The 18,272-nt window shown below is 71.3% G+C and carries 17 protein-coding genes; 13 read left to right on the forward strand and 4 right to left on the reverse strand.

Translation table 11 applies throughout. The features are described from left to right. Positions 1-32: 32 nt before the first annotated feature. The 6 genes from ACGFSB_RS05030 (at position 33) to pcaD (ending at position 5,409) form a co-directional block, all read left to right on the forward strand. Entirely contained in the window at positions 33-815 is a 783-nt protein-coding gene (locus ACGFSB_RS05030; protein ID WP_393394221.1) for a CoA transferase subunit A, read from the forward strand. Beyond that, complete coding sequence (locus tag ACGFSB_RS05035) at positions 815-1,471, forward strand: CoA transferase subunit B (RefSeq protein WP_393394224.1); 657 nt, start codon at positions 815-817, stop codon at positions 1,469-1,471. The genes ACGFSB_RS05030 and ACGFSB_RS05035 overlap by 1 nt, the downstream gene beginning before the upstream one ends. 113 nt (positions 1,472-1,584) lie before the next feature. Beyond that, entirely contained in the window at positions 1,585-2,358 is a 774-nt protein-coding gene (pcaH, locus tag ACGFSB_RS05040; RefSeq protein WP_393394227.1) for a protocatechuate 3,4-dioxygenase subunit beta, read from the forward strand. Further along, positions 2,358-2,927: a protocatechuate 3,4-dioxygenase subunit alpha gene (pcaG, locus tag ACGFSB_RS05045; RefSeq protein WP_393394229.1), complete on the forward strand. Its 570-nt coding sequence runs from the start codon at positions 2,358-2,360 to the stop codon at positions 2,925-2,927. The genes pcaH and pcaG overlap by 1 nt, the downstream gene beginning before the upstream one ends. Beyond that, positions 2,924-4,300: a 3-carboxy-cis,cis-muconate cycloisomerase gene (gene pcaB / locus ACGFSB_RS05050; RefSeq protein ID WP_393394232.1), complete on the forward strand. Its 1,377-nt coding sequence runs from the start codon at positions 2,924-2,926 to the stop codon at positions 4,298-4,300. The genes pcaG and pcaB overlap by 4 nt, the downstream gene beginning before the upstream one ends. After that, positions 4,297-5,409 carry a 3-oxoadipate enol-lactonase gene (gene pcaD, locus ACGFSB_RS05055; RefSeq protein WP_393394234.1) on the forward strand — a complete coding sequence of 371 codons (1,113 nt, stop codon included), beginning with the start codon at positions 4,297-4,299 and terminating at the stop codon, positions 5,407-5,409. Before pcaB ends, pcaD begins: the two co-directional genes overlap by 4 nt. A 66-nt stretch (positions 5,410-5,475) precedes the next feature. Here the strand turns inward: pcaD and ACGFSB_RS05060 are convergent, their stop codons facing one another. Further along, entirely contained in the window at positions 5,476-6,495 is a 1,020-nt protein-coding gene (locus ACGFSB_RS05060; RefSeq protein WP_393394237.1) for an alpha/beta fold hydrolase, read from the reverse strand. Between the two features lie 244 nt (positions 6,496-6,739). Further along, positions 6,740-7,408, reverse strand: coding sequence for a TetR/AcrR family transcriptional regulator (locus tag ACGFSB_RS05065; RefSeq protein WP_393394239.1), 669 nt, complete (start codon positions 7,406-7,408; stop codon positions 6,740-6,742). A gap of 131 nt (positions 7,409-7,539) precedes the next feature. On the opposite strand from ACGFSB_RS05065, the gene ACGFSB_RS05070 reads away from it, so the two are divergent. The 3 genes from ACGFSB_RS05070 (at position 7,540) to ACGFSB_RS05080 (ending at position 11,217) form a co-directional block, all read left to right on the forward strand. Next, positions 7,540-8,973 (forward strand): MFS transporter, encoded by a 1,434-nt coding sequence (locus ACGFSB_RS05070; protein WP_393394242.1) that lies wholly within the window; start codon positions 7,540-7,542, stop codon positions 8,971-8,973. 221 nt (positions 8,974-9,194) lie between these two features. Next, the gene (locus ACGFSB_RS05075; RefSeq protein WP_393394245.1) at positions 9,195-9,593 is read left to right on the forward strand and encodes a hypothetical protein; all 399 of its coding nucleotides are present in this window, start codon (positions 9,195-9,197) and stop codon (positions 9,591-9,593) included. A 121-nt stretch (positions 9,594-9,714) separates the two neighbouring features. Beyond that, positions 9,715-11,217 (forward strand): SulP family inorganic anion transporter, encoded by a 1,503-nt coding sequence (locus tag ACGFSB_RS05080; protein WP_393394248.1) that lies wholly within the window; start codon positions 9,715-9,717, stop codon positions 11,215-11,217. A gap of 55 nt (positions 11,218-11,272) precedes the next feature. Here the strand turns inward: ACGFSB_RS05080 and ACGFSB_RS05085 are convergent, their stop codons facing one another. Beyond that, positions 11,273-12,226: an SDR family oxidoreductase gene (locus tag ACGFSB_RS05085; RefSeq protein ID WP_393394251.1), complete on the reverse strand. Its 954-nt coding sequence runs from the start codon at positions 12,224-12,226 to the stop codon at positions 11,273-11,275. A gap of 68 nt (positions 12,227-12,294) precedes the next feature. Here ACGFSB_RS05085 and ACGFSB_RS05090 point away from each other — a divergent pair, with 68 nt between their 5' ends. Genes ACGFSB_RS05090 through ACGFSB_RS05105 form a run of 4 tightly spaced genes read left to right on the forward strand, consistent with a single transcriptional unit; the run spans position 12,295 to position 15,816 of the window. Further along, positions 12,295-13,062 carry an enoyl-CoA hydratase family protein gene (locus ACGFSB_RS05090; RefSeq protein ID WP_393394254.1) on the forward strand — a complete coding sequence of 256 codons (768 nt, stop codon included), beginning with the start codon at positions 12,295-12,297 and terminating at the stop codon, positions 13,060-13,062. Further along, on the forward strand, positions 13,059-13,922 hold the full coding sequence (locus tag ACGFSB_RS05095) for a CoA transferase subunit A (protein WP_393394256.1): 864 nt from the start codon (positions 13,059-13,061) through the stop codon (positions 13,920-13,922). Before ACGFSB_RS05090 ends, ACGFSB_RS05095 begins: the two co-directional genes overlap by 4 nt. Next, positions 13,919-14,731 carry a CoA-transferase subunit beta gene (locus tag ACGFSB_RS05100; protein ID WP_393394258.1) on the forward strand — a complete coding sequence of 271 codons (813 nt, stop codon included), beginning with the start codon at positions 13,919-13,921 and terminating at the stop codon, positions 14,729-14,731. The genes ACGFSB_RS05095 and ACGFSB_RS05100 overlap by 4 nt, the downstream gene beginning before the upstream one ends. Further along, positions 14,728-15,816: an NAD(P)H-dependent flavin oxidoreductase gene (locus tag ACGFSB_RS05105; protein ID WP_393394260.1), complete on the forward strand. Its 1,089-nt coding sequence runs from the start codon at positions 14,728-14,730 to the stop codon at positions 15,814-15,816. Before ACGFSB_RS05100 ends, ACGFSB_RS05105 begins: the two co-directional genes overlap by 4 nt. A gap of 188 nt (positions 15,817-16,004) precedes the next feature. Here the strand turns inward: ACGFSB_RS05105 and ACGFSB_RS05110 are convergent. Beyond that, positions 16,005-18,272: ATP-binding protein (locus ACGFSB_RS05110; RefSeq protein WP_393394262.1), on the reverse strand; the 2,268-nt coding region annotated here is incomplete at its 5' end.

The raw sequence follows: 18,272 nt of genomic DNA on the forward strand, positions 1-18,272 counted from the left end.
CTGGAAGAGCTGGAAGAGATGGGGCTCGACGGATGGACAAGGTGGTGGCCTCCGCTGCCGACGCGGTGGCGGATGTGCCGGACGGTGCGTCGCTCGCGGTGGGCGGCTTCGGTCTCAGCGGTGTGCCCGGCGTGCTGATCGCGGGGCTGTACGAAGCCGGCGTGTCGGGCCTGCGGGTGGTGTCCAACAACTGCGGGGCCATGGAGTCGGGGCTCGCCGTGCTGCTCTCGGCGGGCCGGATCGCGCGGGTGACCGGGTCGTACATCGGCGGCAACAAGGAGTTCGCCCGCCAGTACCTGGGCGGTGAGCTGGAGGTGGAGATGATCCCCCAGGGCACGCTCGCCGAGCGGCTGCGGGCCGGAGGGTGCGGAATCCCCGCGTTCTACACGCCGGCCGGGGTGGGCACCCAGGTCGCCGACGGCGGGCTGCCGTGGCGCTACGACGGCTCGGGCGGGGTGGCCCTCGCCTCGCCGCCGAAGGAGGTGCGGGAGTTCGACGGCGAGGAGTACGTCCTCGAGCACGGCATCCGCACGGACTTCGCGCTGGTGCGGGCCGCCAAGGGCGACCGGCACGGGAACCTCGTCTTCAACAAGTCCACCCGCAACTTCAACCCCCTTGCCGCGATGGCGGGACGGATCACGATCGCCGAGGTCGAGGAGCTGGTGGAGCCCGGCGCCATCGACCCCGACGCGGTGCACCTGCCGGGGATCTACGTCCAGCGCGTGCTCGCCCTCACCCCGTCACAGGCCACGGACAAGAACATCGAGCGGCGTACGGTTTCCGCGCCTGAGGCACTGGGAACGGTGAGCAGCTGATGGCCTGGACCCGTGAGCAGATGGCAGCCCGCGCCGCACGCGAACTGCGCGACGGCCAGTACGTGAACCTGGGCATCGGACTGCCCACGCTGATCCCCAACTACCTCCCCGAGGGCGTCGAGGTGGTCCTGGAGTCCGAGAACGGCATCCTGGGCGTGGGCCCGTATCCCACCGAGTCCGAGGTGGACCCGGATCTGATCAATGCGGGCAAGGAGACGGTCACCGTCCGCCCCGGCGCCTCCTACTTCGACTCCGCGCTGTCCTTCGGGATGATCCGCGGCGGCCACATCGATGTCGCGGTGCTCGGCGCGATGCAGGTCTCGGCGCGCGGGGACCTGGCCAACTGGGCGATCCCGGGGAAGATGATCACTGGGATCGGCGGAGCCATGGACCTGGTGCACGGGGCACGCACGGTGATCGTGGCGATGACCCACACCGCGAAGGACGGCTCCCCCAAGATCCTTGAGGAGTGCGCGCTGCCGCTGACCGGCCGTGCCTGCGTGAACCGGATCATCACCGACCTCTGCGTCCTGGACATCACCGGAACCGGCCTGGAACTCGTCGAGTCGGCGCCCGGCGTCACCTCGGACGAGATCGTCGCCAGCACCGCGGCCAAGGTCCACATCCCCGAAGCGATCCTCGAAGGACGCCCGTGATGCCCGTGATGCCCGTGATGAGTCTGCGTGACGGCTCCATCGTCTGATCATTCGCAGCCTCAGCACCCCGCCGTACTCCCCAGCACCACACCGTACTAACGGAGCCCAGAGACATGACCCGTTCCGAACCCCTGCCCGACGGTCTCAGCCAGCAGGAGATGGACACGGAGGTCGCCAAGGCGCAGGCATCGGCCGCGCCCGGCGCCGACCATCCGCCGCGTGACTATCCCCCGTACCGCAGCAGCCACTTCCGCCACCCCCAGCAGCCGCTGATCCCGCTGCGCGACCCGGAGGCGGTGGAGCGATACGGCCCCGCGTTCGGCGTCACCGACGTCACGGCGCTCGACCGCGATCTGACGCGGCAGCACCTTGCCGAGCCGCTCGGCGAGCGGATCACCGTGTCCGGGCGCGTCCTCGACCGCGAAGGGCGGCCCGTGCGCGGCCAGTTGGTCGAGCTGTGGCAGGCCAACGCGTCCGGCAGATACGCCCATCAGCTCGACCAGCACCCGGCCCCGCTCGACCCGAACTTCACGGGCTTCGGCCGCTGCCTGACCGATGGCGAGGGAACGTACTCCTTCACGACGATCAAGCCGGGCGCGTACCCGTGGCGCAACCACGTCAACGCGTGGCGCCCCGCCCACATCCACTTCTCGCTCTTCGGCACGGCGTTCACGCAGCGCCTGGTGACGCAGATGTACTTCCCGGGCGACCCGCTGTTCCCCTACGACCCGGTCCTCCGCTCGGTCACCGACGAAGCGGCCCGGCAGCGCCTCGTATCCGCCTACGACCACGATCTCTCCACCCCCGAGTGGTCGCTCGGCTACCGCTGGGACATCGTCCTCGACGGCCCCTCCGCGACACTCTTCGAGGAAGGCGACCACCACTGATGTCGTACGCTCCCACCCCCTCCGCGCCCACTCCCTCCCAGACCGTCGGCCCGTTCTACGGCTACGCGCTGCCCTTCCCGCGCGGCGGCGAGGTCGCACCGGCCGGGCACCCGGACACGATCACCCTGCACGGGTACGTGTACGACGGCGCCGGAAATCCCGTACCGGACGCCCTGATCGAGACCTGGCAGCCCGCGCCTGACGGCTCCCGCACGGGCGCTCCCGGCTCGCTGCGGCACGACCCGGTCACGGGCGAGGTCATCGGCCGCGACGGCGTCGCGTTCACCGGGTTCGGCCGCGTGCCGACCGACGCGGACGGCCACTGGACGCTGCGTACGCTCCCGCCGGGCGGCGTCTCGTACATCGCGGTCGCCGTCTTCGCGCGCGGTCTGCTCCACCACCTGTACACGCGCGCGTACCTGGTCGACGAGCCGGGAGACCCGCTCCTCGGCTCCCTCGAACAGGCGCGGCGCGCGACGCTGATCGCCCGCTCCGAGACACCCCGCACGTACCGTTTCGACATCCGCCTTCAGGGCGAGGGCGAAACGGTGTTCCTGGAGTTCCAGTGAGTCTTGAAAGTGCCGACTTCGGCCTGCTCGCCCCCGGGCGAGCGGGCTCCCCCGCCGATACGGCGACAGGCGACACCGCCTTCCTCCAGGCCATGTTGGATGCGGAGGCCGCGCTGACGCGGGCACAGGCGACGGTGGGCCGAGCCCCGGCTGAGGCGGCCGACGCCGTCACCGGAGTGGCCCACGCCGATCGTTTCGACGTACGAGACATCGCGCTCCGCGCGCGGACCGGCGGCAACCCGGTGATCCCGCTGGTCGCGGACCTGACGGCCGCTGTGCCCGCGGACGCGGCGCCGTACGTCCACCGGGGCGCGACGAGCCAGGACATCATGGACACCGCGATGATGCTGGTCGCGCGGCGCACGCTGGACCTGATCCTGGCGGACCTGGCCCGCGCGGAGGCGGCACTCGCCCGCCTCGCGTCGGAGCACCGGGACACGGTGCTGCCCGGCCGCACCCTGACGCAGCACGCGGTCCCGACGACGTTCGGCCTGAAGGCGGCGGGCTGGCGTGCGCTGGTCCTTGACGCGCGGGATCGTGTGCGGTCGGTGCGCGACTCACTTCCGGCTCAACTCGGGGGTGCGGCAGGAACGTTGGCCGCTTTCGGGGCGTACGCGGATGGCGTGCGCCCTCGTACGACGCCTTCGGTAAGGGCGAGGCTCGGGGAAGACCTCATCGCGGCCTACGCCCGTGAACTGCCTCTCGCCGAACCCGACCTGCCCTGGCACACCCTCCGCACCCCGGTCGCCGATCTCGCCGCGGCCCTCGCCTTCACCGCGGGAGCCCTGGGCAAAGCGGCCACGGACATCCTCACTCTCACCCGCACGGAGATCGCCGAACTCTCCGAGGGGTCGGGCGGCGGCTCCTCCGCCATGCCGCACAAGGCGAACCCCGTACGCTCCACCCTCATCGCGGCGGCAGCCCGCCGCGCCCCCGCTCTCGCGGCAACGCTCCACGCGTCGATGGCCGCCGAGGACGAGCGCCCGGCAGGCGCCTGGCACGCGGAGTGGGAGACCCTGCGTGACCTGCTCCGCACGGTCGGCGGCGCGAGCCACCACGCCGTGGAACTCACCGAGAACCTCCAGGTCCACCCGGACGCGATGCGCGAACACCTCGGCCTCACCCATGGGTTGATCGTCTCCGAGCGCCTCGCGGCAGAGCTGGCGCCCTTCGTCGGGCGGGCCCGCGCGAAGGAACTCCTCACCGCGGCGGCCCGCCGCACCCGGGACGAGGGCAGGTCCCTCGCAGAGGTGCTTGCCGAAGAGCCCGACCTTTCGGGCATCGACCTCGCCGACCTCGCCGAACTCACCGACCCCACCCGTTACACCGGCTCCGCCGGAACCCTCACGGACCGAGCCCTGGAGCGACGATGACCAGCAAGCTGCCGCACCACACCACCGAGGGCGCACCGACCGCGCCCCCTCTCCTCCTCGGCTCCTCCGTCGGCACCTCCACCGCCCTATGGGACGCCGTCGCGCCCGAACTCTCCACCAACCACCGGGTCATCCGCTGGGACCTCCCCGGTCACGGCAAGTCCCCCGCCGACCTGATCGGCCCGGGAGCAACCGTCGCCGACCTGGCCGCGCTCGTCATCGCGCTCGCCGACTCCCTGGGCATCGACCGCTTCGCGTACGCGGGCGTCTCACTCGGCGGAGCCGTCGGCCTGCACCTGGCCGTGCATCACCCGGAGCGGGTGGAGAGCATCGCCGTGGTCTGCTCGTCGGCGCACTTCGGCGGCAGCGCACGGTGGGAGGAGCGCGCGGCACTCGTACGCAGCGAGGGGCTCGCCACGCTCGCGGAAGGCGCACCGGAGCGCTGGTTCACGCGCGGGTTCACGGTCCCTCGGCTGGTCGACGACCACCGGAACACCGACCCTGACGCGTATGCCGCGTGCTGCGACGCCCTTGCGGCGTACGACATCAGGGAGTCGCTGCCGACGATCACCGCGCCCACGCTCGTCGTCGCGGGCCGCGAGGACCCGGCGACGCCGCCCGCCCATGCGCGCGAGATCGCCGACGCGGTGCCGGGTGCCTCGCTCACGGAGCTCGCGGGCGCCTCGCACCTGGCGCCCGCGGAGCGTCCAGAGGCCGTGATCGCCGTGCTGCGCACGCACTTGACGGGTACGGCCGCTAGCGGGATGGCGGTCCGCCGGGCGGTGCTCGGCGACGCCCACGTGGATCGCGCGCAGGGGGACACCACGGCCTTCACGGCCCGCTTCCAGGACTTCATCTCCCGCTACGCCTGGGGCGAGATCTGGACGGATCCCACCCTGGCGCACCGCGAACGCAGCATGATCACCATGACCGCCCTGGTCGCGCACGGGCACTACGACGAGTTGGCCATGCATGTCCGGGCGGCCCGCCGCAATGGGCTCACGCCGGAGGAGATCGGCGCGGTGTTGCTCCAGACGGCGGTCTACTGCGGTGTCCCCGCGGCCAATTCGGCGTTCGCGGTGGCACAGCGGGTCCTCTCGGAGGAGTAGCAGTCACCGGGGAACCCCTTGGGCTGCCGCTGCTCAGGGGCAGGAGATCTGCCCGGGGGCTTCGCCCTAGGTGGCGCTTCGCTCGCTCGCCTCGCGATACCGCCGCTCCATCTCGTCGACGTACGCGTCGTCACCTGGCCGCCCGGCCCGCAGCAGGCGCCACCACTGCTCGATGCTCCAATTGGCCGGTTCCGTCGCCCCGATGAACTCCTCGACGAGCGAGAGGAAGCGCGCGGGATCGCTGTGGAAGGGGAAGTGCCCGGCCCCCGGGAAGACTTCGAGGCGGCTGCCGGGCATCGCCTCGTGTGCGGTGAACGCGTGGTCGACCGGCAGGACGCCGTCCCGGTCGCCCCAGACGAGGAGCGTGGGCATCCCCTGGGCGAGGTAGCAGCGGTCGAGCATGGTGACGACCTGGCCCCGCCAGTCCACGACGGACCGCAGGGTGCGGATGAACGCTGCCCTGGCCCAGACGTCCGGCAGCGCGTCGACCAGGCCCATCAGGTCGGGGGCGTCCTGCCCGAGGTCGGTGTCCAGCAGCCGGAGCAGGGCCACGACCGCCCGCACCGGCACGTCGGCGCCGGGCAGCCCGAGCAGGGAGAGCAGCAGCGCGGCGCCCGGCAGCGATACGCCTCGCAGGACCGGGCTGACCTGCGGGCCGACGCCTCCCGTGCTGACCAGGACGAGCCGGTCGACGCGCTCGGGGAACTGGTAGGCGAACTGCATCGCGACGCCGCCGCCGAACGAGTGCCCGACGAGGGTGACCCGCTCGATGCCGAGTACGCCGAGGAGATCGCGGACTCCGTTGGCGTACGCGGCCACCGAGTAGTCGGCCCGGGGCTTGTCGGACGCGCCGTGGCCGAGCAGGTCAGGGGCGATGACCGTGTGGTTGCGGGCCAGTTGGGGCATCAGCGGGGCCCAGGTCGCCGAGGCGTCACCGATGCCGTGGATCAGCAGGATCGCGGGGCCTTCACCGGCGACGCGGTACGCGCGCCGGTAGCCGTGCACGGTACGGAACCGCAGGGTGGTGGCCCCGCTCTCGTCGCCGGCAGGAAGCCGCCTGGACTGGAAGGGCAGGATCCGCGCCATGGGCCGGAGTGTAGGCGGGCGGGGCGGTTGGGTGGTTTCAGAGGGGTTTCGGGTGGCGCAATTCGGGCGCACCACCGTGGCGCTAGGGCCTTTCGTTTGGGTCAGGCCGGATCAGGGAGCGGGGTCTGGTGCGTGCAGCTGCAAGGCGGAGGAGGGAGTCAACGCGGAGCGTTGGGGACTGACGACAACGCCGCAGATGTGCGTGCCAGACCCCGCGAGCCCGGCCTGACCCAAACGAAAGGCCCTAGGCGGCTTCGTAGCACCCGAGAAACATGTCGACACCAGCAACGATCAGGCGCTCCGTCAGGTCGTCGCTGATGTCGGTGCCGTACGCGCCGAAGACCAGGTGCGGAAAGACGAGCAGGGAGTAGAGCTGGATGACCGCCGCCTCCAAGTCCGGGATGGCGAGCCGTCCCCGCTCGGCGAGCTCGCGCAACGCACCTGCGATCGCCGGGTGATGGCTCTCCGGGCCGTGCTGTTCCCACGCCTTGCCGAGCGAAGGGAAACGGTGGATCTCGCGGGCCACGAGGTGGCGCAGGGCGTTCATCTCCCGGTCGGTACGGACGGCGTCGACCCAGCTGCGGGCGGCACCGAGGAATGCCTCGCGCAGGTCGTCCGCCTCGGTGAGACCGTCGAGCGCGGAAACCGATGACGACGCGGCGAGGGGTTCGTCGAGCGCGCCCGCGATCACCGCGGTGAACAGCGCTTCCTTGTTGCCGAAGTGGTTGTAGACGGTCACCTTGGACACGCCCGCCTCGGCCGCGATGGCGTCCATGCCGACGCCGAATCCTTCACGCAGGAAGAGTGCGCGGGCCGCCCGCACGATGGCCTCGCGCTTGCGCTCCGCGCGCGGGCCGCTGGGTCCCACGCTTCTTCCCTGGCCGCTTCTGACGCCGCTTCCCTCGCTGCTCATGCGTCGCACTTTATCAGCGAACTGAACTGAACAGTTGAGTTCATGTGAACTAGTCAGTACAGTTCAGATGCGTCAGCGACGTGGCCACGTCCGCTTTCGGCCCCAGCCCATCTCCCTAGCGAGGACCTGCCATGACGCATCCCCACCCGACCCCCGCCGCGCCCCACACGGCCGAGCCACCACCCGGCGGCCCACGCCCCTGGACCGCGCTCGCGCTGCTCTGTCTCGCCCAGTTCATGCTGGTGCTCGACGTCACCGTCGTGAATGTCGCGCTGCCGAGCATGGCCGCCGATCTCGACCTCGGACGGACCGCGCTGACCTGGGTCGTCACGACGTACACCCTCTGTTTCGGCGGTCTGATGCTGCTCGGCGGACGGCTCGCGGACGTCCTGGGAGCGCGCTGCACCCTCCTCATGGGCCTCGCCCTGTTCACCGCGGCCTCACTGATGACCGGCCTCGCCTCGGGGCCGGCGACGCTCCTCGCGGGCCGCACCGCCCAGGGCGTCGGGGCCGCGCTGCTCTCCCCCGCCGCCCTGGCGCTCGTCACCACCTCCTTCCACGGCCGCGACCGGCATCGCGCGCTCGGCGTGTGGGCGGCGATCGGCGGCGCGGGCGCGGCCATCGGCGTGCTGCTCGGCGGCGTCCTGACCGACGGTCCCGGCTGGGAGTGGATCTTCTACATCAACGTGCCCATCGGCGCGGCCCTGCTCCTTGCCCTGCCCGCCGTCGTCCCCGCCCGCGCGCCCCGGCCCGCCCGGCTCGACATCCCGGGAGCGCTCCTCGTCACCGCGGGTACGGGTTCGCTCATCTACGGCCTCGTCGCCGCGGGCGACACGGGCTGGTCGGACCCTCGGACGCTGGTGCCGGTGGCGGCCGCGGTGGTGGCCTATGGAGCGTTCACCTTCGTCGAGCGTGCGCAGAGTACGCCGCTGATCGACTTGGCCGTTCTTCGGCGGCGCCCGGTGGTCGCGGGCTCGTATCTGATGCTGGTCGCCACGGCGTTGCTGATCTCACTGTTCTTCCTGGGATCGATGTTCCTCCAGGAGGTACGCGGCTACAGCGCCCTCAGGACCGGGGGGCTGTTCCTTCCGGTGGCCGTCGCCACGGGGGTCGGCGCGCACCTGGGCGGGCAGTTCGTGGGCAAGCTGGGGGCACGGCCCACCGCGGCCGTGGGGCTCGCGCTCGCGGGGCTCGGCACCGGGCTGCTCACCGCCGCGGGGCCTGCCGGCAACGCGTGGACGAGTGTGGCCGTCGCCATGTCCGTGGCGGCGCTGGGGCTCGGATCCGTCTTCGTCGCGGCTACCACCACCGCGCTGGGATTCATCGCCCACGAGGAGGCGGGCGTCGCGTCCGGTGTGGTCAACACCTTCCACGAGGTGGGCGGCTCGGTGGGGGTCGCCGTGGTCTCGACTGTCGCCGCCGCCGGTATCGAGAGCGGAACGAGCGGCGCCTTCGCCAACGCATTCACGGTGTGCGCCGTCGTGGCGGCGGCGAGCGCGGTCGCCACGTTCGTACTCGTGCCGCGCGGGAAGCCACAGCTGACGGGCGGGCCGCACGTGCACTGACCCTGTGCCGGGCTTCCGTGCCGGGCTCTATGCCGGGCTCTGTGCCGGGCTCTGTGCCGGGCGAGGCGCACCCGCCTTGCCCGGCGCGAATGCGCCACGTACTCCTGATCGAAGGGTGGCTATCGCGCCATGTCACCACCCGGTCACCTTGATGACACATCTGGCGGTTAAGTTGCTTGGTGACGATAAGAGTTACGCAGCCACGTGAGGACTTTGCCACTGTGACGGCCACTGCCACGGGATCCGGAGCGCGCCGACGCGTGCTGCCCGCGGTGATGGTCGCGGTGCTTGCCGCCGTGATCCTGGTGATCGTCCAGTTCTTCGCCCACGGGGTCAACGAACCCACGTCCGCCCCGGAGTCACGCTCGGCGCCCGCCACATCGCCGTACACACACTGCGGCGACGACACGCACCCGGAAGAGACATCCGAGCGTTTCCGGGTCCGCGGCCGGTCGCACTGCCGCGACCTCTCCCCCGATTCCGCCCCGCCCAGGCCCGCCCGTCCCGGCACCACCGTGGACGACGGCACGCGCGCGTACCGCCCCGTCAACGCCGCCTACCGCGAGACGAGACCCGCGGGCCGCGAACTACCGGCCATCCTCCAGGTCTTCCGCTGCTGATCGGTCCCTCCGGCGCGGCTCTGCCGCCGGGCTCCCCTGCCTGACGCCGCCGCGAGCCGGACCCGAACACCGGTCCACGTCACACCGATGCGCCCCCCACGGCGCTCAGGAGTCAACCGACATGCAGCATTCCCCTGCCTCCGTACTCGACCGCGCCCGCTCGCTGTTCAGCGCGCGCGACAGCGCGCGGCACGATTTCACCGCCTCCGTAGTCGTCTTCCTCGTCGCCCTGCCCTTGTGCGTGGGCGTGGCCGTCGCCTCCGGAGTACCCGCCGAACTCGGCCTGATCACCGGCATCGTCGGCGGTCTCGTCACCGGCCTGCTGCCCGGCAGCAGCCTCCAGGTCAGTGGTCCCGCCGCGGGACTCACCGTCCTCGTCTACGAAGCCGTGCGGGAGTACGGTCTCGCCGCGCTCGGCGCCCTCGTGCTCGCCGCCGGGATCCTCCAGCTGGCCATGGGCGCACTCCGGCTCGGCCGCTTCTTCCGCGCCATCTCCGTCGCCGTCGTCGAGGGCATGCTCGCCGGCATCGGACTCGTCCTGATCGCCGGGCAGTTGTACTCCATGGCGGACCGCGAAGCCCCCGCGAGCGGCCTCGGCAAGATCGCCGGGCTGCCTGGGCTGCTCACCGGGATCGTCGGCTCGGAGCGCGCGCTGACCGCCTTCGGGCTCGGCGTGGGCACCATCGCCGTGCTCGTCTTCTGGCGCAGGCTCCCCGGCAAGCTCCGCGTGGTGCCCGCGCCGCTCGCCGCCGTGGCGCTCGCCACTGGTGCCTCGCTGCTCTTCTCCCTGCCCGTGGCCACGGTCGAGGTGCAGGGACTCATCGAGGCGGTACAGCTGCCGGACGCCACCGCGTTCGGCGGGCTCATGAGCGTCGGCGCCGTCGGCACCGTCCTCGCCTTCACCCTGATCGCTTCGGCGGAGAGCCTGTTCAGCGCGGCCGCGGTGGACCGTCTGCACGACGGTCCTCGCACCTCGTACGACAAGGAACTGATCGCGCAGGGCGCGGGCAACACCGTGTGCGGGCTGCTCGGCGCCCTGCCGATGACCGCCGTCATCGTCCGCAGCGCTGCCAACGTGCAGGCGGGCGCGCGGACCAAGGCGTCCCGCGTACTGCACGGCGTCTGGCTGCTGCTCTTCGCGGCGCTGCTGCCCGCGGCGCTCGGCCTCATCCCGGTCGCGGCACTCGCGGGCGTCCTCGTGCACGCGGGCTGCAAACTGGTCCCCGTACGGCAGTTGGCACAGCTCTGGCGCGAGCACCGCGGTGAGGCGGTCGTCCTGGTCGTGACGGCCGCGGCGATCGTCTCGGTGAGCATGTTCGAGGGCGTCCTCATCGGACTCGCGCTCGCGGTGATAAAGACCGCGTGGGAGACCTCGCACGTGAATGTGGAGGTCATAGACAAGGGTGCGGGTCCGATCAGCGCACACCTGTCGGGCAACGCCACGTTCCTGCGCCTGCCCAAGCTCCTCGACGCGCTCGAGGCGCTGCCCCAGGACCGGCCGATCGAGCTCGATCTGACGGGGCTGCGGCATCTGGACCACGCGTGCCGTACGTCGTTGGAGAACTGGGCGGCGCGGCACAGCGCCAAGGGCACGGAGCCGGTGCGGGTGGCGTCCAAGGCCTGAGGCCCCTGATGACAGGTAGGGCGGGATGGGGCGCTTCACGTTCCCCGTTCCGTCCCTACCTCGCCCCGTACACCGGCTGAGGAACCTCCGACCCGGAGAGCAGTTTCAGCGCCGTCTCGCCCGCCTCCGCCGGGGTCCAGAGCGCACCCTTGTCGGCGGTCGGTCCCGACCGCCAGCCCTCCATGACGGTGATGCGGCCCGCCTCGGCCTCGAAGACCCGCCCTGTGACCCCGGCGGACGCGGGCGACCCGAGCCACACCACGAGAGGCGAGACGTTCTCCGGAGCCATGGCGTCGAACCCGCCCCCGTCGGGTGCGGCCATGGTCTGCGCGAAGGTCTCCTCCGTCATCCGTGTCCGCGCGGCGGGAGCTATCGCGTTGACCCGCACTCCGTAGGAGGCGAATTCGGCGGAGGCGACCATGGTGAGCCCGAGGATCCCGGCCTTGGCCGCGCTGTAGTTCCCCTGCCCGACGCTCCCCAGGAGACCTGCCCCGGAGCTGGTGTTCACCACGCACGCGTGCCGCGCCCGCCCCGCCTTCGCCTCGCCCCGCCAGTACGCGGCCGCGTGCTTCAGTGGCAGAAAGTGCCCCTTCAGATGCACGCGCATGACCGCGTCCCAGTCGTCCTCCTCAAGGTTGACCAGCATCCGGTCCCGTAGAAACCCGGCGTTGTTGACGAGGGTGTCGAGTCCGCCGTACATGTCGAGCGCGGCCCTCACCAGGGAGGCGGCACCCTCGGACGTGGCGATGTCGCCGCCGTGCGCGACGGCTTCGCCGCCCGCCGCGCGGATCTCCTCCACCACCTCCTGCGCGGGCCCGCCGGATCCTCCGGAGCCGTCGGGTCCTACGCCGAGGTCGTTGACGACGACCTTGGCGCCCTCGGCCGCGTAGGCGCGCGCGTGCGCACGGCCGAGGCCGCGGCCCGCGCCCGTGACGATCACTACACGGCCCGCGCAGATGCCGGCGCCCGGCTTGTCGGCCTCATCAACCATCTGTTGCGTGTCAGTCATCGCTGCTACCTTCCTAACTAACAAATGTTTGGTTGAAAGCGCTTGGTTGAAAGGTAGCGGATCCTCTGATGTCTGTCTCCACCTCGACACCGGACAAGGGCGTGGCTGTCGTCACCGTCGACTTCCCGCCTGTCAACGCCCTGCCCGTGCGCGGGTGGTACGACCTGGCGGCCGCGGTGCGCGCCGCAGGACGCGATCCGGACATACGCTGCGTCGTCCTTGCCTCCGAGGGCCGCGGGTTCAACGCGGGCGTGGACATCAAGGAGATGCAGCGCGACAGCGGTCACAGCGCGCTGATAGGCGCCAACCGCGGGTGTTCCGAGGCGTTTTCAGCGGTGTACGACTGCGAGGTGCCGGTCGTCGCGGCGGTGAACGGCTTCTGTCTGGGCGGCGGCATCGGACTCGTCGGCAACGCGGACGCGATCGTGGCGAGCGAGGACGCGACGTTCGGGCTCCCCGAGCTGGACCGGGGCGCGCTCGGCGCCGCGACGCATCTCGCCCGGCTGGTGCCGCAGCACCTGATGCGCGCCCTGTACTACACCTCGCGCACGGCCACCGCGGCCGAGCTGCATGCCCACGGCTCCGTGTGGCGGGTCGTGCCGCGCGCGGAACTGCGCGAGGCCGCTCTGGAGTTGGCGCACGAGATCGCGCGGAAGGACGGGACGCTGCTGCGGTTCGCCAAGGCCGCGATCAACGGCATCGACCCGGTCGACGTGCACCGCAGTTACCGCTTCGAGCAGGGCTTCACCTTCGAGGCGAACTTGAGCGGCCTCGCCGACCGCATCCGCGAGGGCTTCGGACAGGAATCCGGGAAGGAAGAGGGGGGCAGGGCATGACGGACAAGACCATGACGCCCGACGAGATCGTGGGGCGGCTGCACAGCGGGATGACGCTCGGCATCGGCGGCTGGGGATCCCGCCGCAAGCCGATGGCGCTGGTGCGCGCGCTGCTGCGGTCCGAGATCACGGACCTCACCGTCGTCGCGTACGGCGGCCCGGACGTCGGCCTGCTCGCCGCGGCCGGGAAGATCCGCAAGCTGGTCACGGCGTTCGTGACGCTCGACTCGATCCCCCTGGAGCCGCATTTTCGCGCGGCACGCGAGCGTGGCGCCTTCGACCTTGTCGAGCTGGACGAGGCGATGTTCATGCAGGGCCTGACGGCCGGCGCCCAGCGGCTGCCGTTCCTGCCGATCCGCGCGGGCCTCGGCTCGGACGTCCTGCGGGTCAACCCCCAGCTGCGTACGGTCACTTCGCCGTACGAGGACGGGGAGGAACTTGTCGCGGTGCCCGCCCTGCGGATGGACGCGGCGCTCGTGCATCTGAACCGCGCGGACCGCCTGGGCAACGCCCAGTATCTGGGCCCCGATCCGTACTTCGACGACTTGTTCTGCGAGGCGGCCGACTCCGCGTACGTGTCGTGCGAGCAGATCGTCGAGTCGAGCGAGCTCACGGAGCACGCGGCGCCGCAGACGATGCTGGTCTCCCGGCACGCGGTGACGGGCGTGGCCCAGACGCCCAAGGGGGCGCACTTCACGTCGTGCGTGCCGGACTACGGCCGCGACGAACCCTTCCAGAAGGCGTACGCCACCGCGGCGGGCGACCCGGACGCCTGGAAGGAATTCGAGGACCGCTTCCTCACCGGCACCGAGCAGGAGTACCAAGCAGCCGTCCAGGCCTGGCACAAGGAGCAGCGATGACGCAGACCGACCCGACCGCGGCGAGCGGTACTGCCGAGGCGACCGCCGTGACCGCCTCCACCGTCACCCGCGCCGAGTTCTGCGTGATCGCCTGCGCCGAGGCCTGGCGGGGCGCGGGCGAGATCCTGGCGTCGCCGATGGGCACGGTCCCGGCGATCGCCGCCCGCCTGGCCAAGCTGACGTTCTCGCCCGACCTGCTCCTCACGGACGGGGAGGCGCTCCTTATCGGCGATGTGCCCGCCGTGGGGGCGCCGTCCGGCGTGACGGAGGGCTGGCTGCCGTACCGCAAGCACCTGACGATGGCCATGGGCGGCAGGCGGCACGTGATGATGGGCGCGAGCCAGATCGACCGCTTCGGGAACCAGAACATTTCCTGCATCGGCGACTGGGAGCGGCCCAAGCGCCAGCTGCTCGGCGTGCGCGGGGCGCCGGTCAACACCCTGAACAACCCGGTGAGTTACTGGATCCCGCGCCACTCGACGCGTGTCTTCGTCGAGAAGGTCGACATGATCAGCGGTGTCGGTTACGACAGCGCGGCCGCGGCCGGTCCTTCCGCGGCCCGCTTCCACGATCTGCGCCGGGTGGTATCGGACCTGGGCGTCTTCGACTTCGCGACTCCCGACCACGCGATGCGCCTGGTGTCCCTTCACCCGGGCGTGACACTCGACCAGGTGCGTGAAGCGACCGGCTTCGCCCTCTCGATACCGGACGAGATCCCTTACACCCGCGAGCCGACCGCCGATGAACTGCGGCTCATCCGGGACGTGGTGGACCCGCGTGGCCTGCGTGATCGCGAGGTGCGCTCGTGACGTCGGCTCCGGCGGGCCTGGAGACGGCCCTGACCAAGCTGGTCGGTGTCCGGTACCCGATTGTGCAGACCGGCATGGGCTGGGTGGCGGGCCCCCGCCTGGTCTCCGCGACGGCGAACGCGGGCGGCCTCGGCATCCTGGCCTCGGCGACCATGAGCGTCGAAGCGCTGCGGTCCGCCGTCCGGGAGGTCAAGTCCCGTACGGACGAGCCCTTCGGGGTCAACCTGCGCGCCGACGCGGGCGACGCACGGGACCGGGTGCGGGTCATCGTCGACGAGGGAGTGCGGGTCGCGTCCTTCGCGCTCGCCCCCTCGAAAGAGCTGATCGCGGAGCTCAAGGACGCCGGGGTGGTCGTCATCCCGTCCATCGGCGCGCGACGCCATGCCGAGAAGGTCGCGGCCTGGGGTGCGGACGCGGTGGTCGTACAGGGCGGCGAGGGCGGTGGGCACACGGGCGAGGTCGCCACGACGGTGCTGTTGCCGCAGGTCGTGGACGCGGTGGACATACCGGTGATCGCGGCGGGCGGTTTCTTCGACGGACGGGGTCTTGTCGCCGCGCTCGCCTATGGCGCCGCGGGGGTCGCGATGGGCACGCGCTTCCTGCTGACCTCGGACTCGACAGTGCCGGACGCGGTCAAGGCCCGCTATCTGGAGGCGTCGGTCAAGGACATCACGGTGACCACGCGGGTGGACGGCCTCCCGCATCGGATGCTGCGGTCAGAACTGGTCGCTTCCCTTGAGAAGTCGGGTCGCACGGCATCCCTCGCGCGTGCCGTGCGGCACGCGGCGGCGTTCCGGAAGATATCCGGGATGGGGTGGGGCGAGATGGTCCGCGACGGACTCGCCATGCGGCACGGAAAGGGACTGACATGGAGTCAGGTCCTGCTGGCCGCGAATACGCCGATGATGTTGAAGTCGGCGATGGTGGAGGGCCGGGTGGACGCGGGAGTCATGGCTTCCGGCCAGGTGGCGGGCGTAATCGAGGACCTGCCGTCGTGCGAGGAGCTGATTTCGGGGGTGATGCTGGAGGCAGCTGAGGTGCTGGGACGGCTGAGGGGTGTTGGGGCCGGGGTGCGAGGCGAGTGAGGCTGGGGGTGAGGGGTGCTGCGGCCGGCTGAAGGGCGCGTGAAACTGGGGCGGAGGGATGCTACGGCCCGGCTGAAGGGCAGCCGAGGCTAAGGGCTGAGCGGATGCTGCGGCCGGGCTGGACGGCAGCTGAAGCTGGCGCGGAGGAGCAACTGCGGCCCGGCTGATGGACGACCGATAGTTCGGCCTCATACTCCGGACCGGCTGGTCGCTTTGGTCTCGGCCTCCAAAGCCGTCCGTGCCCGCGCGGCCAATCCGTCCGCCCCGCATGATTCGGCCAAGGCGAGCCCTCGCGCCAACTCGCTCGCGGACCCCGCCACCATCCCGTACTCGACGCGTGCGACCGCATGTTCATAGGCGCACGGCGACGCCTCCAGGCAGGCGACCGCGCGGGCATACAGATCGACCGCTCGCTGCCCGCTCTCCAGCGACGCCGCACACCGCAGTGCCTCGCCGATCGCCGTTTCCGTACCGAAGAGCTCCGCCTGGACCCGTGCCTCCTTGGCGAGCTCGGCGGCCCGCCTCGGGTCCTCCGTGGCGACCGCGCGGGCGAGGTCGTGTGCCCAGAAGGCGACGATGGTGTTGTAGCGGCCGCGTTCGTTGGAAGTCTTCGCAGCCACCTCCAATTCGTTGACACCCTCCGGCCGTCGCCCCGTGGCGATCAGCAGACGGCCCCGCACGGAGTGGATGTCGGGCAGGAAGATCGTGGAGGGGTAGGGCGGCGCGATGCCGTACCGGTCGGCGATCTCCTGGGCCTCGTCCACCTTGCCGCGGGCGAGCAGCGTCTCTATGAGCTTGCACGCGGCGTCCCAGTGCATCGGGAGTCCGCTGCCGACGCGGTCGGCCAGGCGCAGGCCCTCCCGCAGCGAGGCCTCCGCCTCGATGAGTCGTCCACGCCTGCGGTGCACCAGACCGACCCAGGCATTGGCGAGGGCCAGATGGCCGCCGCTCCAGCCCGCCGTCTCGTAGTCGCGGACCGCCTCGGCGAAGAGGCTCTCGGCGCGGTCGAGGCGGTCGGTGAAGATATAGGCGCCGCCCAGCATGATCAGGAGCTCCAGGCTCCACTCCGTGTCGGTCCAGCCGAGCCCCGGCGCGAGACGGCCGTTGACGAGGACGCGGTCGCAGAGCTCGACGATCTCCTCCGCGTTCTCCCCACGGGTCAAGCCGTCGAAGGCGCGCAGGATCAGCAGCGCACGCTCGGAGTTGTCGCGTCCCCGCAGCGGACCGGCGATCGCGGCGAGACGACGCGAACGGCTCGGCGCGTCCTCCTCGCGTGAGTGGATGCCCTCCCACATGTAGTGGACACCTTGCAGCCGCATCTGGTCGAGGCCCGGCTCGAGGCTGGCGGCCTCGGCGTCCACGACGCGCAGGGCCTCCTCCAACTGGTCGTTGTGCACGAGCGCTTGGGAGAGGCGGCAGACGGCGTCCACTCTCCGCTTGGGGTCGAGACCCGGGGTATGGAGCGCCTCGCGCAGGTGACCGATGGTTGTGACGGGTGAGGTCAGAAGGGTCGCGCAGCCCAGTTCATAGAGCACGCGCGCGTGGGTCTCGGGCAGCGGCGGTTCTTTCAGGGCGCGTTCGAGGCAGCGGCGGGCCGCGTCCGGTGCACCCACGGCGAGGTGCTCGGCCGCCGCCTCGCGCAACTGCTTGACCAGTTCGGGGTCGTCCTCCGGATGCACCTCGAGGAGGTGCCGGGAAGCTGCCGCAGCGCCACGCCCCGACAACGTGACGGCCCAGGCGGCCTGGCCGTGGAAAGCGGTGCGGGTGGCGGGCGGGATCGAGCGGTAGACGGTGCTCGCGATCAGCGGATGGACGAACTCCAGGCCGTGTTCGCCGCCGAGCAGGATGCGCGCGGCACGCAGCCGCTCCGCGCACCGCTCGGCCTTCTCGCGGGGCATCCCGGCCAGTGAGGCGGCGAGGTCGAGCGAGATGGCGGTGCCGAGGATCGCCGCCGCCCACGCGAACCGCGTGACGTCCGTGCCGAGTCCTTCGAGGCGGGCGACGAGTCCACGGCCCCGCGCCGAGCGGTTCAAGGCGCGCAGTTCGGCGGCGGAGCTCTCCACCGGTTCGAGCTCGCTGTCCTGCACCTTGGCGAGCAGTTCCACGGATTCGTACGGATTGCCGCCGGTGACCGCCCACACCTCGCGGCAGAACGGGGCGTCCGCGTGCTCGCCGAGGGTGGCGCGGGTGAGTCCGGCCGCCGCGTCCGGGGTGAGCGCGCGCAGCGGAGGCGAGAGGCGGGCCGCGGCGCCGACCGCCGCGAGGTGGCGCGCGCTTTCACCGATGGCTTCGTCCGGGCGGTGGGCTACCACCACGAGGACCGGCAGTTCATCGAGGCGCTGGGCGAACGCGGCCAGCCAGTGCAGGGTTTCCTGATCGGCCCAGTGCGCGTCGTCGATGAGCAGGACGAGCGGCCAGTGCAGCCCCGAGAGACGGGCGACCGCCTCGACCAGGTC

Source organism: Streptomyces sp. NPDC048441 (genome assembly GCF_043200235.1).
GTDB lineage: Bacteria > Actinomycetota > Actinomycetes > Streptomycetales > Streptomycetaceae > Streptomyces.

Coding starts and splice junctions, on each gene's coding strand:
- ACGFSB_RS05080 (WP_393394248.1), top strand. CDS start 9,715: ATGCAGCATTCCCCTGCCTCCGTACTCGACCGCGCCCGCTCGCTGTTC.
- ACGFSB_RS05090 (WP_393394254.1), top strand. CDS start 12,295: ATGTCTGTCTCCACCTCGACACCGGACAAGGGCGTGGCTGTCGTCACC.
- ACGFSB_RS05100 (WP_393394258.1), top strand. CDS start 13,919: ATGACGCAGACCGACCCGACCGCGGCGAGCGGTACTGCCGAGGCGACC.
- pcaH (WP_393394227.1), top strand. CDS start 1,585: ATGACCCGTTCCGAACCCCTGCCCGACGGTCTCAGCCAGCAGGAGATG.
- ACGFSB_RS05030 (WP_393394221.1), top strand. CDS start 33: ATGGACAAGGTGGTGGCCTCCGCTGCCGACGCGGTGGCGGATGTGCCG.
- pcaG (WP_393394229.1), top strand. CDS start 2,358: ATGTCGTACGCTCCCACCCCCTCCGCGCCCACTCCCTCCCAGACCGTC.
- pcaD (WP_393394234.1), top strand. CDS start 4,297: ATGACCAGCAAGCTGCCGCACCACACCACCGAGGGCGCACCGACCGCG.
- ACGFSB_RS05095 (WP_393394256.1), top strand. CDS start 13,059: ATGACGGACAAGACCATGACGCCCGACGAGATCGTGGGGCGGCTGCAC.
- ACGFSB_RS05070 (WP_393394242.1), top strand. CDS start 7,540: ATGACGCATCCCCACCCGACCCCCGCCGCGCCCCACACGGCCGAGCCA.
- ACGFSB_RS05035 (WP_393394224.1), top strand. CDS start 815: ATGGCCTGGACCCGTGAGCAGATGGCAGCCCGCGCCGCACGCGAACTG.
- ACGFSB_RS05085 (WP_393394251.1), bottom strand. CDS start 12,226: ATGACTGACACGCAACAGATGGTTGATGAGGCCGACAAGCCGGGCGCC.
- ACGFSB_RS05060 (WP_393394237.1), bottom strand. CDS start 6,495: ATGGCGCGGATCCTGCCCTTCCAGTCCAGGCGGCTTCCTGCCGGCGAC.
- ACGFSB_RS05065 (WP_393394239.1), bottom strand. CDS start 7,408: ATGAGCAGCGAGGGAAGCGGCGTCAGAAGCGGCCAGGGAAGAAGCGTG.